Annotated in this window: 13 protein-coding genes; 8 read left to right on the forward strand and 5 right to left on the reverse strand. The window is 62.7% G+C overall.

Translation table 11 applies throughout. The features are described 5' to 3' along the window. Positions 1-5 precede the first annotated feature (5 nt). Positions 6-980 carry an ABC transporter permease gene (locus ACQ4W4_RS14715; protein WP_436542627.1) on the forward strand — a complete coding sequence of 325 codons (975 nt, stop codon included), beginning with the start codon at positions 6-8 and terminating at the stop codon, positions 978-980. A 60-nt stretch (positions 981-1,040) separates the two neighbouring features. Next, on the forward strand, positions 1,041-2,003 hold the full coding sequence (locus ACQ4W4_RS14720) for an ABC transporter substrate-binding protein (RefSeq protein WP_436498891.1): 963 nt from the start codon (positions 1,041-1,043) through the stop codon (positions 2,001-2,003). Positions 2,004-2,006: 3 nt separating this feature from the next. Here the strand turns inward: ACQ4W4_RS14720 and ACQ4W4_RS14725 are convergent, their stop codons facing one another. Further along, positions 2,007-2,912 (reverse strand): LysR family transcriptional regulator, encoded by a 906-nt coding sequence (locus tag ACQ4W4_RS14725; protein WP_436542628.1) that lies wholly within the window; start codon positions 2,910-2,912, stop codon positions 2,007-2,009. 97 nt (positions 2,913-3,009) lie between these two features. Here ACQ4W4_RS14725 and ACQ4W4_RS14730 point away from each other — a divergent pair, with 97 nt between their 5' ends. After that, complete coding sequence (locus ACQ4W4_RS14730) at positions 3,010-4,077, forward strand: SDR family oxidoreductase (RefSeq protein WP_436542629.1); 1,068 nt, start codon at positions 3,010-3,012, stop codon at positions 4,075-4,077. On the opposite strand, the gene ACQ4W4_RS14735 is transcribed toward ACQ4W4_RS14730, so the two are convergent. The 3 genes from ACQ4W4_RS14735 to ACQ4W4_RS14745 form a co-directional block, all read right to left on the reverse strand. Continuing rightward, the gene (locus ACQ4W4_RS14735; RefSeq protein ID WP_436542630.1) at positions 4,064-5,059 is read right to left on the reverse strand and encodes an SMP-30/gluconolactonase/LRE family protein; all 996 of its coding nucleotides are present in this window, start codon (positions 5,057-5,059) and stop codon (positions 4,064-4,066) included. The two genes, ACQ4W4_RS14730 and ACQ4W4_RS14735, sit on opposite strands and share 14 nt — an antisense overlap. 64 nt (positions 5,060-5,123) lie before the next feature. Continuing rightward, positions 5,124-5,366 carry an Imm32 family immunity protein gene (locus ACQ4W4_RS14740; RefSeq protein WP_436542631.1) on the reverse strand — a complete coding sequence of 81 codons (243 nt, stop codon included), beginning with the start codon at positions 5,364-5,366 and terminating at the stop codon, positions 5,124-5,126. Then, positions 5,363-6,172, reverse strand: a complete 810-nt coding sequence (locus tag ACQ4W4_RS14745; protein WP_436542632.1) for a hypothetical protein — start codon at positions 6,170-6,172, stop codon at positions 5,363-5,365. Before ACQ4W4_RS14745 ends, ACQ4W4_RS14740 begins: the two co-directional genes overlap by 4 nt. A gap of 174 nt (positions 6,173-6,346) precedes the next feature. Here ACQ4W4_RS14745 and ACQ4W4_RS14750 point away from each other — a divergent pair, with 174 nt between their 5' ends. From ACQ4W4_RS14750 to ACQ4W4_RS14770, 5 genes are all read left to right on the forward strand, one after another. Then, a complete protein-coding gene (locus ACQ4W4_RS14750) occupies positions 6,347-6,583 on the forward strand; it encodes a hypothetical protein (RefSeq protein ID WP_152251848.1) in 237 nt (78 codons plus the stop codon). 163 nt (positions 6,584-6,746) lie between these two features. After that, positions 6,747-8,117, forward strand: coding sequence for a hybrid sensor histidine kinase/response regulator (locus ACQ4W4_RS14755; protein ID WP_436542633.1), 1,371 nt, complete (start codon positions 6,747-6,749; stop codon positions 8,115-8,117). 70 nt (positions 8,118-8,187) lie between these two features. Beyond that, entirely contained in the window at positions 8,188-8,604 is a 417-nt protein-coding gene (locus ACQ4W4_RS14760; RefSeq protein ID WP_436542634.1) for a hypothetical protein, read from the forward strand. Continuing rightward, positions 8,601-10,046, forward strand: a complete 1,446-nt coding sequence (locus ACQ4W4_RS14765) for an ATPase domain-containing protein (RefSeq protein ID WP_436542635.1) — start codon at positions 8,601-8,603, stop codon at positions 10,044-10,046. Before ACQ4W4_RS14760 ends, ACQ4W4_RS14765 begins: the two co-directional genes overlap by 4 nt. Before the next feature lie 105 nt (positions 10,047-10,151). Continuing rightward, positions 10,152-10,394: a hypothetical protein gene (locus ACQ4W4_RS14770; protein ID WP_141172071.1), complete on the forward strand. Its 243-nt coding sequence runs from the start codon at positions 10,152-10,154 to the stop codon at positions 10,392-10,394. A 62-nt stretch (positions 10,395-10,456) separates the two neighbouring features. Here the strand turns inward: ACQ4W4_RS14770 and ACQ4W4_RS14775 are convergent, their stop codons facing one another. Next, entirely contained in the window at positions 10,457-11,611 is a 1,155-nt protein-coding gene (locus tag ACQ4W4_RS14775) for an ATP-binding protein (protein ID WP_436542636.1), read from the reverse strand. Positions 11,612-11,816: the final 205 nt, after the last annotated feature.

Consider the following 11,816-nt stretch of genomic DNA (forward strand, 5'->3'; position numbering starts at 1 on the left):
AAAAAATGAATAAAGAACTGATCCAAAAATTCGCCGCGCTGGGCAGCCTGTCCTTGCTGCTGCTGGTGTTTTCCCTGACCAGCAACGCCTTTTTCTCCGTCAGCAACGGCATGAGCGTGGCCTTGCAAGTGACGTCGATCGCCTACTTGGGCATCGCCGCCACCTGCGTCATCATCACGGGCGGCATCGACTTGAGTTCCGGCTCCGTGCTGGCGCTGGCCGGCGTGGCCGCCGCGCTGCTGGTGAAAAGCGGCGTGCCCGTGCCGCTCGCCATGCTGGGCGGCGTGGTGGTGGGCGCCATGTGCGGCGCCGTCAACGGCTTTTGTATCACGCAATTGAAACTGCCGCCCTTCATCGCCACCCTGGGCATGATGCTGATCGCGCGCGGCCTGGCGCTGCAGGTGACGGGCGCGCGCGCCATTTCCGGCCTGGGCGAATCGTTCGGCGAACTGGGTAACGGCGTGCTGTGGCGCATCGAGCGCGACACGGGCGGCACCTTTCCCGAAGTCGTCTTCCCCGGTATTCCATATCCGGTGGTGCTGATGGTGGTGATCGCCGTGGCCGTCTCCATCATGCTCAGCCGCACCACCTTTGGCCGGCATATCTATGCCGTCGGCTCGAATGCGGAAGCGGCGCGCCTGTCGGGTGTGAAGGTGGGCCGCGTGACCCTGCTGGTGTACACCCTGTCCGGCGCCCTGTCGGGCCTGACGGGCTGCGTGCTGATGTCGCGCCTGGTGACGGCGCAGCCGAACGAGGGTGTGATGTACGAACTCGATGCGATCGCCAGCGCCGTGATCGGCGGCGCCTCGCTGATCGGCGGCATCGGCACGATTTCCGGCACCGTCATCGGTTCCTTCGTCATCGGCATCCTGCGCAACGGCTTGAACATGAACGGGGTATCGAGCTTTATCCAGCAAATCATTATCGGACTGGTCATCCTGCTGACCGTCTGGATCGATCAGAAGCGCAACCGCGCCTGAAGCAGCAAGCAGTACGCCATGAAGTCAATCCACCAAATCTATAATTAAATGAGGACGACAATGAACACCATCAAAGCTTTCAACACCGTCTTGCTCGGTCTGTTGACCGCAGCTTTCGCCCTGAGTTCCAGCGCCGCCTTCGCCGCCCCGGGCGAGATCGCCGTGATCGTCAAGACGACCAATTCCAACTACTGGCAGAACGTCAAAAAGGGCGCCACGGCCAGCGCCGCCGACGCCAAGGGCTACAGCCTGACCTTCCAGGGACCGGCCTCGGAATCGGCCATCGCCGACCAGGTCAGCATGGTGGAAAACGCCGTCACGCGCAAGGTGGCCGGCATCGTGCTGGCCGCGTCGGACCCGGACGCGCTGGTGCCGGCCCTGAAGAAGGCGTGGGAAGCGAAGATTCCCGTGGTGCTGATCGATTCGCTGGTGGCCGACAGCGGCAAGCGCTATTACCAGTCCTTCCTGTCGACCGACAATGAAGCGGCCGGCGAGCAAAGCGCCAAGGCCCTCATTTCGCAGGTCGGCAAGACGGGCAAGATCGCCGTGATGTCGTACGTGGCGGGCGCCGGCTCCGAGACGGGCCGGGTGGGGGGCTTCAAGCGCTATATCGAAAAGAACTCGCAGCTGCAGATCGTCGGCACGTATTACTCGCAGTCGCAGATGGCCACGGCGCTGAACCAGACGACCGACGTGCTGGCCTCGAACCCGGACTTGAAGGGCATCTTCGGCGCGAACGAGCCGACGGCCGTGGGCATGGGCCGCGCCATCGCGCAGGCGGGCAAGGCCGGCAAGGTGATCGCCGTGGGCTTCGACGGCAATGAAGACCTGAAAAACTTCGTCAAGGACGGCACCCTGTATGCGACCGCCGTACAGGGTTCCTACTCGATGGGCGCGCTGGGCGTGAAAACCCTCGTCAGCCTGATCGAGGGCAAGAAGGTCGCGCCTTTCGTCAACACGGGCGTGGTGATCGTCACCAAGGCCAATGTCGATCTTCCGGAAGCGAAGAACGTTTTATATTAATCCTTAGCTGATCGTCAGGCGCTGCTTCAATTCCTTGAGCAGCGTGCCGGTCTTTGCGGTGAGCTGGCGCGCCAGCGGCCACGCCAGGGAGAGCGGCAAGCCTGGTGTGGCGCAAGCCGGCAATACTTCGACGATGGCGCCGCTGGACAGGTGCTCCTGCACCAGCCAGGTCGCCTGCTGCGCGATGCCCAGGCCGGCCAGCACGGCGGCCGTCTGCGCCTCGGCATCTCCCACCGTCAGGCGCGGACGGAGCGCGCGTCGCTCCACGCCATCCTCGCCGGCAAACAGCCATGGCGCCGGCGTGCCGTCGCCGCGGCCGTAGGCGATGCAGTCGTGGCCATCGAGGTCCATGATGGCGGCGGGCGTGCCGCGCCGCGCCAGGTAGGCGGGCGCCGCGCAAAAGATCAGGCGCTCCTCGCCCAAGGCCATCTGCCCCAGCGTTGGCGGCCAATTGCCCGGCGCGCCGATGCGCACGGCGATATCGATGCGCTCTTCGAACAGGTCGGCAAAGCGGTCGCTGAAGGCGATCGACGGCTGCAGCTGCGGATATTTTTCGCACAGCTCGATCAGCGCCGGCATCACGCGCATGCGGCCATACGAAGCGGGCACGCCGATGCGCACCTTGCCAGCCAGTTCGCCTTCCTGCTCGGCCAGCACGTTTTCCGCATCGACCAGTTCCTGCAGCACGCGCTTGCAGGTGGCGTAATAGGCATGCCCGGCGCTGCTCAACTGCAAGCGCCGCGTGCTGCGCTCGAACAGGATCACGCCCAGGCGGGCTTCCAGGCGCGCCACGCTCTTGCTCACGGCCGAGCTGCTCAGGTGTAGACGCTCGGCCGCCTTGGTAAAACTGCCCGCGTCGGCCGTGGCGAGAAATGGTGTGAGGCCCTTTAGATGTTCCGATGAAAACATGATTCGCGAATTTTGTTCATGAATAGGGGGAAATAGTATCGCGGATAAGAATTTGCGTCGCGGATATGATGTTTTTTTCTTTCGGAGGCTTTCTCTCATGCAAAAACACGCTCTCATCATCGGCGCCAGCGGCGTCATCGGCAGCAGCCTGGCCACGCATTTGCTGGCGCAAGGCTGGCGGGTGACGGGCGTCTCGCGCGGCCGCACGCCGGTGCCTGCCGGCTGCGCAGCGCTGCCGCTCGATGCCACGGATGGCGTCGCCGTGGCCGCCGCCCTGGCGGATCTGGACGCCAGCCACGTCTTTTTCACGGCCTGGGCGCGCCAGGCGAACGAACAGGAAAACATCCGCGTCAATGGCGCCATGGTTGCCAATGTGCTGGCCGCGCTGGGGCCGAACGGCCACTTGCGCCATGCGGCGCTGGTGACGGGCCTCAAGCATTATCTGGGACCGTTCGACGCCTACGGCAAGGGCAGCGTGCCCGTCACGCCGTTCCGCGAAGAGCAGGGCCGCCAGCCCGTGGAGAATTTTTATTACGAACAGGAAGACCGCCTGTTTGAAGCGGCCGCGCAGTACGGCTTCACATGGAGCGTGCACCGCCCGCACACCATCATCGGCTATGCGCTGGGCAATGCCATGAACATGGGATTAACTTTGGCCGTGTATGCCAGCCTGTGCAAGGCCAGCGGCCAGCCCTTCGTCTTTCCGGGTTCAAGCGCGCAATGGCATGGCCTGTCCGACATGACGGACGCGGGCCAGATCGCGCGCCACCTGGCGTGGGCGGCAGACAGCCCGGCCGCGCGCAACGAGGATTTTAATATCGTCAATGGCGACGTGTTCCGCTGGAAGTGGCTGTGGCCGCGCCTGGCCGCCTACTTCGGCGTCGAGGCGGCCGACTTGCCGCAGACGATGACGCCGCTGGCCGGTCGCATGCATGACGCGCCCGCCCAGTGGCGCGCCCTCGCGCAGCAGCATGGCCTGGTGGAGGCTGACATCGGCCGCCTCGCCTCCTGGTGGCATACGGATGCCGACCTGGGGCGGCCGATGGAAGTGATGACGGACATGGGCAAGAGCCGCAAGGCGGGCTTTCTCGATTACCAGGATACGCAGGACGCCTTCTTCACGCTGTTCGAAAAGTTGAAGGCGGAGCGCGTCATTCCGCGCTGACGTTGTCGGTCGCGGCAGGCGGCGCTGCCGCCGTTGCCGCCGCATTGCTCTTGTGCTGCTGCGCCCGCTGCCACTCGAGGCCCGGGCGGTCGACGCGAAATTGCAACAAGCGTCCCTGCACTACTTCCGTCACGTAGGCCGTGCGGCCATCGGGCCCGCCGAAGGTGATGTTGCTGGGCTTGGCGCCGGGCACGCTGATCTCGCGCAGGATGCGTCCCTGCGGCGACAGTTTCACCACCGTGCCCTTGCCGTAGCGCGTCACGTACAGGTTGCCGTCGATATCCACGCGCATGCCGTCCATGCCGAAATCGTCGAACTTGATCAGCAATCGCTTGCCGCTCAGGCTGCCGTCCGCCGCGATGTCGTACATCCAGATATTGCGCTGCACGCTTTCATTCACATACAAGATCTTGCCGTCGGGACTGACCTCGATGCCGTTGGCCGTGCCCATGGTGTCGAGCGCCAGGGTCACCGTGCCGTCTTGCGCGATGCGCCACACGCGGCCCGTGTTTTCCTTCCAGTTCGGGTCGCTCGCATACAGCACGTCATCGGCCGTGATGGCGATGTCGTTCGGCTGCGTCATGCGCGGTTCGCGCGCGTGGATGGTGAGCGCGCGCGTGGCCGGGTCGACCAGGTAGATCGTGTGTTCCATGTAGTCGGCCAAATACATCTGCCCGCGGCTGCCGAAGCGGATGCCGTTGGCGATGCTGGTGCCGGGCAGGGTCAGGTACACCTCGCCACTGCCGGCGGGGCTGACCTTGCCGATGGTTTGCTGGCGCGCAAAGTTGACGGCATAGATATTGCCATCCGCATCCACGGCCGGGCCTTCGACGCCCTTGGTGAACGAGTGCGCGGGCGTCAGGGTGGTGGCGAGGAACAGCGTCTCGTGCGCGGGCGGGCTGGCGCAGGCGGACAGGTTGGCCAGCGCGGCGGCCAGCACGGCGGCGCGCAGCGCCGGCAGGGCGGTTCGGAAATCGGGCATCGGGTGTTCTCTGTGTGGCAAAGGTGGCGTATGTTACCCGACGCGCGCGGACGCAGGCGCCAGGCTAGGCCGCCACCACGACCAGGTCGGGGAAGTCGTCCTGCCAGCCGTCCCACTCGTCTTGCAGGTGGGCGTGCATGCCGGCCCGGTCTTGCACCTGCTCAAAGGTGTCGGCGCTGGCCAGCAGAAAATGGGCGATGGCGCGCAAGGTGGCCGGGTCGGCCTGGATGGTCACGTCGGAGCAGGGCAGGGGCCGCTCGGCGGCGGCGTCCTGCAGATAGCAGTGCAGCGATAAATGTGTGGTCATGGGTGTCGGTGGTTGATATAGGCGCCCAGCATGGCGTGTGCGTTCAGTGCGGCGCGGGCCGCTTCCAGTTCCCCGGGCGGCAGGTACCAGAAGGTGTGGCCGGCATGCTCTTCGCAGCGGCCATACGCCTGCATCGCGTCGCGCAGCGCTTGCCAGCGCTCGGGCGGCAGCGCATCGAGTCTGGCTTGCGTGAAACCATTGATGGGATAGACATCGCGCAGGTGCGAATCTAGCAGCCCGCGCCGCTTGATGGCGGACCAGTTGTTTGCGGGGCAAGGCGTGCCAAAGGTCATCGGATGGGCCTCATCGATCTGCCGGAAGCCGAGTGCGTAGCCGGTGCCATAGCCCTGCGTTTCAGCGTAGCAGTACACATATTCGCAATGCTCAAACAGGCCGGGTATGGCCCGCGCGGTGTCGAACAACGGCAGCAGCGCAAGCTTGCTGGCGCGGATGGACAGAACCAGCTCCGAGCCCGATAAATACATGGCCTGCGCGTCGCAGTTGACGGCCTCGTCAGCTTCATCGGGCGGCACGATACGCGGCGAAAGCAGTCCGATGCCGTCGGTCTCTGGCGCGAACAGCATCTTCTCGTAATTTCTCTGTGAAAACTTGACGATCTTGCCGCGCTTGTTGCCATAGCGCTCGACGGGTTCGCCGATCTGCGCGAACCAGGCGAACAGCTGGGCGCTGGCCGTGGCGGCAATGAAGGGGGTATTTTTCTTGAATTCGCCAACGAGGAAATGGTATTGATCCATATGGCAATGCGGGGAGGGTATCGAGGGGCATATTTTTGCACAGGATGCCAAACGCTGCCAATGTGTGCGTGCGGGCCATATCAAGCGGACTGATGCGTATGTGCTTGATTTCAATACGATTTAAATACGATTGTGGCCGCATTGCGGTTACACTAAGTCTGGCTATACTGCAATGACAGCCGTGGTTCTGGTGCACGGCGGCGCTGGCAATCCCACGGAGGTCTCATGTCTTATGCGAATCCCACCACCCATAACGGCTTTCTGATCACGGCCTACGCCTGCGAACTGCCCGAGGGATGCTGGCAGGGACAGTTGGTTCTGAGCAAGTGCGGCTTTGAAGATGTCCGCCAAGCCAATCTGGAAAATCGCAGCACGCAGCACGAGGCGGAACAATCGGCCCTGGCCATGGGCTGGCAGCTGGCCAACTACGTGCTACCCCTGCGCACTGTTGACGATAAGTAATCTAATGCTTTCATTTGGTAAGGGAAATAGGGTATCGTGTTCGGATAGAAAGCAATACACCGTATGCAGCAATAGAGCTGGCGTGCGCGGCGAGGTCTGAGTGAACGCCGCGGAACGAAGAGTTGTCCTTGAGGCCGGCCCCCACAGGCCGTACACCGTCACCATGCACCACACAGCACTCTCGCCGGATCCTGAGGATGCGCCCGCCCAGCAGTTGCCCTCCGAGCACAATCTGCATGCCTTGCATGGCCGTGAAGTCAAGCTGCTGCGCGAGACGATCAATCAATTGTTGATCATGGCCAAGATGCAGGTGGAGGAAAAGGATAAATCTGACGCCTTCGGCCTGTTGATCATGCAGTTGCGCGAAGCCAATCAAAATCTCGTGCTGGCAACGTTTGGCGCACAGGATATGCAGGCGTCCGCCGAAGCGACGACCTTGCGCCAGACGGAATTCCTGGCCATGCTCGCGCATGAGTTGCGCAATCCCTTGCAGCCGCTGGCGATGGCCAATGACTTGCTGGCCAAGAAGGTCGACCTCGATCCCCAGCTGGCCCACGTGCATGGCGTGATCGGCCGTCAGGTGGCGCACATGGCGCGCCTGATCGACGACTTGCTCGACGCTTCGCGCGGCAGCAGCGGAAAGATCACCTTGCAGCTGGCACCCATTCTGCTGAGCGACATCCTTGCCGGCGCCATGGAAGTGGGCCAGACCAGCATCAGCCAGCGCCAGCAAGTGCTGAGCGTGAGCCTGCCGAGCGAACCGCTGGTGATCGAAGGGGACCTGGTGCGCCTGACGCAAGTGTTTGCCAACCTGCTCATCAATGCCAGCAAATTCACGCACGAGTTTGGCCATATCGATATCGTCGTCCGGCGTCACGATAATCTGGTGGAAATTGCCGTCAACGACGATGGCGCCGGTATCGCGCTCGATATCCAGCCCTTCATCTTCGACCTGTTTACCCAGGGCTTTCGTTCGCTGGAACGGGCGCAGGGTGGTCTGGGCATCGGCTTGTCGCTGGTGCGCATCATTACCCAGCTGCATGGCGGGACCGTGGATGTGTTCAGCGCCGGGGTCGGCTTCGGCAGCCAGTTTGTCTTGCAGCTGCCCTTGTCGTCGCTGGCGCCGCCATCGCCGGACTTGCATGTGGAACATGCGGCGCATGCCGCGCCGCGCCGCATATTGCTGATCGAGGATAATGCCGATGCGGCGGAAATGCTGGCGCTGCTGTTGACGCAGGACGGCCACCATGTCGACGTGCGCAATGACGGCCCCAGCGGCCTGCGCGCCGCGCTCGATGCGCCCTACGATGTGATCGTATGCGATATCGGCTTGCCGGGCATGGATGGCTTTCAGGTCATCAGTTCGGCGCGCGCGGCCCTGGCGGCGCCGCTGCCATGCTTTGTCGCCGCGTCCGGATACAGCCAGCTTGGGGAGTTCGACCGCGCCGGGCAGGCTGGGTTTGACCATTACCTGGTAAAACCCATCAATATCGACGCTTTGTCGAAAATAATCACGGCAAAGGCTCCCCGCTGACAGGCGAGGGAGTCCTGAGGCTTTTTTTAACATGGTCCATGCACCGAAACCGCAGAGAAAAGATCCGATTATGGCCACAGTCCATGAACAGCGGCAGCGCAGGATAGAACACGCGCTGTTACGCGACCCAGGTGCGGTGGTAGACGTCAGTATTCGCCTTTGGGAGCGGCTGGCCACTGAATTGAACCAGATCATTGGTGAGCGGGGGGTGGAGTCGATGTATGCCCGCAGCCTGCACCAGAGTCAGAAACAGTTCAGCTGGCTGACGCCCCATCCGCCGCAAGCGCTGGAAGCTGCCATGACCGCCTTGCGCGCCAGCTTGCAGGGACAGGCGGACACCGTCGCCTGCGCGGCAAGCACGGCGATGTTGATGCATTTCATCAATACCCTTAATTTACTAATTGGCGAACTCTTAACGAATAGCATCCTCCTCAAAGCCTGGGGTGATGACGTTGTGAATAATGCTGGAACGGAGCCGAACGAATGAACAAAGTCACCATCCACCGCCTGGCCACTGGCGTGCCAGGGCTGGACGAACTGCTGGGCGGCGGAATACCGGAATTTTCCTTCAACCTGGTGGCGGGCACGCCCGGCAGCGGCAAGACGACGCTGGCGCACCAGATCATGTTTTCTCTGGCCACACCGGAGCGCAAGGCGCTGTTTTTCACGGTCCTGGGCGAGCCACCGCTGAAGATGCTGCGCTATCAGCAGCAGTTCCCCTTCTTCGATGTGGAAAAGATCAACCAGTCGATCAAGTTCGTCAATCTGTCGGCTGACTTGCTGGAAGGCGATTTCGACCGCGTGCTGGCACGCATCGCCGAAGAAGTGGCAGCGTTCTCGCCCAGCCTCGTCTTCGTCGACTCCTTCCGCTCCGTGGTGCAGTCGGCCAAGGCCATGGATACGGGTGCCGCCGGCCTGCAGAATTTCGTGCAGCAGCTGGGCGCGCAAATGACCAGCTGGCTGGCGACGACCTTCCTGATCGGCGAATACCTGACGCCCGAGGCCGAATCGAGCGCCGTGTTCACGGTTGCCGACGGCATCCTGTGGCTGTCGCAGCTCGTGCACCGCGACGCCATGGTGCGCAAGATCCAGGTGGTCAAGATGCGCGGCCAGTCGCAAAGCCTGGGCGCGCATACCTTCCGCATCAATGACGATGGCGTGGAAATCTTTTCCCGCGCCGTGCTGAAGGCCAGCGGCATGGGCAAGGTCAGTATTTCCGGTAATGAGCGCCTGTCGCTGGGCGTGCCGGAACTCGACGCCATGATGGGGGGCGGCTTGCCGGCCGGCTATTCGCTGCTGCTGGTGGGGCCGTCCGGTTCCGGCAAGACCGTGCTGGCCACGCAATTTCTCGCCGAAGGCGTGCGCTGCGGCGAGCCCGGCGTGATCGCCGCCTTTGAGAAAAGTCCGAACCAGCTGCTCAGCCATCAGCTGAATGCCCTCGTCAGTTCCGGCCAGATCGGCGTGATCAACACGCGCACGCTCGACCTGTCGCTGGATGAAATCCTGCACGACCTGGTGAGCATGATCACGCGCATGAAGGCCAAGCGCGTGGTGATCGACTCGCTGTCCGGCTTTGAAATGGCGCTGGCCTCCATGTTCCGCGAGGATTTCCGCGAATCGCTGTATCGCCTGGTGGCGGCCTTGACGGACATGGGCGTGTCCGTGCTGATGACGGCCGAGCTGGAAGACCAGTACACGGTGCTGCGCTTCAGTTCGTATGGCAACGCCTTCCTGGCCGACGCCATCGTCATGCAGCGCTACATCGAGCTCGAAGGCCAGTTCAAGCGCGTCATATCGGTGGTGAAGGTGCGCGGTAGCGGCCACAGCAAGGATATCCGCTTCTACGATATCGATGCCGAGGGCTTGAAGATTGGCACCACCCTCAGCCAGTACCAGGGCATCCTGTCAGGCGAGCCTTACCGTGCTTAGGCATTGAGGCGTATGATGGAAGTGCGGCCATGCGGGAGGTGATGGCCGTGCGCACAGGGGGCCGATGCGTCTTCTGTGCTTCCGAGCCGATCAAGAGGAGATATGATGGACAAACCCGAATTCATCCTGGCCGCCAAGGCCATGGAAACCCTTGAGATGTATCAAACGTTTTACGGCCACTCCAGCGAATACCAGGCGCACCAGCAGGAAGTGCTGAAACTGCTGCGCCACAAGGGCGCCTCCCTGCTGGTGTCGGACCATGGCCCGGCGAAGTTCCTGCTGGCCTTTGCCGATGCGCTGGAAGCGGCCAGCTTGCCGGGCGAGTATGTGCCGCTCAGCCGCAGGTAGGGCGGGCCTGTCCCGGCAGGGGCGCCGGCAGAAGACGTCGTCTTCTGCCGGGATACCCGTCCCTAGACGCTGTTTGCACCTTCGTTCAGCGATACCCTGGGCAGGCGCACGGTAAACACCGTGCCGGATTCCAGGCTCGATTCGGCGCCGATGGTGCCGCCGTGCGCGCTGGCGATTTCACGCGCGATAAACAGGCCCAGGCCGATACTGGTGGCATTGGGCGCTTTGTGCTCGTCGGAAATGGCCAGCTGCACCAGCGGGTCGAAAATGCTCTTCAGCGAGGCTTCCGGGATCTGGCGGCCGAAATTCTTCACCTGCACCACGGCCGTATCGGCATCGCCGCGCGCCGTGATGGTCACGGGCTGGTCGTCGGTGCGGTATTGTGCAGCATTGTTGAGCAAATTCGAAAACAGCTGGGCCAGGCGGGCCGCATCGAAGTCGCCGATCATCTCACCCGTGGTACTCAGTTCAAACTTGCATTGCGGGTGAGCGGCCGAGGCATCCTCGACGGCCGTCTTGCAGATTTCCCCCAGGTCGCCCAAGGTAGGCGACATGGGCATGCGCCCCCCCAGTTGCGTCCTGGCGAATTCCAGCAAATCGTTCACCATGGTGGTCATGGCGGCCGCGCTGCGGGCGACCCGTGCACCGATCTGCACCGTGGAAGAAGCGCTCGCGCCCGGACGGCTCAGCAGCGCTCCCGCCATCGTCATCGTGCTTAGCGGACTGCGCAGATCGTGGCTGAGGATGGCGAGAAAGGTATTGCGGGTGCGGTCGCTCTGTTGCGAGTAGCGGATGGCCGATTCCTGCAGCGCCTGGTCTATCGCTTCATTGAAACGCAGGATGTCGTCCGTTGCCGTTTTCGACGCCACTGATACCTGTGCCATCCACAGCCGCAGAACGCTGGCCCGCACCGCGCGAAACTCCGCCGTCAGCTGCGGCAGCGTGAAGCCGATCTGTTGGCGCAGCGAGCCATGCGTGGCGGCCGCCGTTTCCTCGCCTTCTATTTCGGACACGCCCGTGGTCGACTTCTTTTTCCGCTGCGCCGCATTCTCGATGACATCCATGTCGCGCACGATGGTTTGCAGCATCTGCTTCGCATGATCGCGCAATTCCGCTTTCGAGATGGCGGCTCCGGGAATGGGCAGCGACCTGGCGAAAAGTTCCCACTCCTCCAGGATCTGCTCCAGATGGGAGGTAATAAAGCGCGATAGTTTCACGGTGGACCGATGCGTTGATGGAAGAGGAGCCAGTGTACGCCGTTGCGGCGAGGGATGGGGGATTGCGTTCCGGTGCCGAGTGTCATATGCGTATTGCCTTGCATCTTGCGGGGTCGGGCGGAAGATGGACATTCAAGGTCGCGCAACTGCATTGACTTGGTAATGCAATCGCATTACCATGCAAAGATTCCTCTTTTTTGACCGG

The sequence above is a fragment of the Janthinobacterium glycogeni genome (assembly GCF_051380725.1).
Lineage (GTDB): Bacteria > Pseudomonadota > Gammaproteobacteria > Burkholderiales > Burkholderiaceae_D > Janthinobacterium.

Excerpts from the sequence above, each read along its gene's own strand:
- ACQ4W4_RS14715 (WP_436542627.1), top strand. The coding sequence starts at position 6 with ATGAATAAAGAACTGATCCAAAAATTCGCCGCGCTGGGCAGCCTGTCC.
- ACQ4W4_RS14720 (WP_436498891.1), top strand. The coding sequence starts at position 1,041 with ATGAACACCATCAAAGCTTTCAACACCGTCTTGCTCGGTCTGTTGACC.
- ACQ4W4_RS14725 (WP_436542628.1), bottom strand. The coding sequence starts at position 2,912 with ATGTTTTCATCGGAACATCTAAAGGGCCTCACACCATTTCTCGCCACG.
- ACQ4W4_RS14730 (WP_436542629.1), top strand. The coding sequence starts at position 3,010 with ATGCAAAAACACGCTCTCATCATCGGCGCCAGCGGCGTCATCGGCAGC.
- ACQ4W4_RS14735 (WP_436542630.1), bottom strand. The coding sequence starts at position 5,059 with ATGCCCGATTTCCGAACCGCCCTGCCGGCGCTGCGCGCCGCCGTGCTG.
- ACQ4W4_RS14740 (WP_436542631.1), bottom strand. The coding sequence starts at position 5,366 with ATGACCACACATTTATCGCTGCACTGCTATCTGCAGGACGCCGCCGCC.
- ACQ4W4_RS14750 (WP_152251848.1), top strand. The coding sequence starts at position 6,347 with ATGTCTTATGCGAATCCCACCACCCATAACGGCTTTCTGATCACGGCC.
- ACQ4W4_RS14755 (WP_436542633.1), top strand. The coding sequence starts at position 6,747 with ATGCACCACACAGCACTCTCGCCGGATCCTGAGGATGCGCCCGCCCAG.
- ACQ4W4_RS14760 (WP_436542634.1), top strand. The coding sequence starts at position 8,188 with ATGGCCACAGTCCATGAACAGCGGCAGCGCAGGATAGAACACGCGCTG.
- ACQ4W4_RS14765 (WP_436542635.1), top strand. The coding sequence starts at position 8,601 with ATGAACAAAGTCACCATCCACCGCCTGGCCACTGGCGTGCCAGGGCTG.
- ACQ4W4_RS14770 (WP_141172071.1), top strand. The coding sequence starts at position 10,152 with ATGGACAAACCCGAATTCATCCTGGCCGCCAAGGCCATGGAAACCCTT.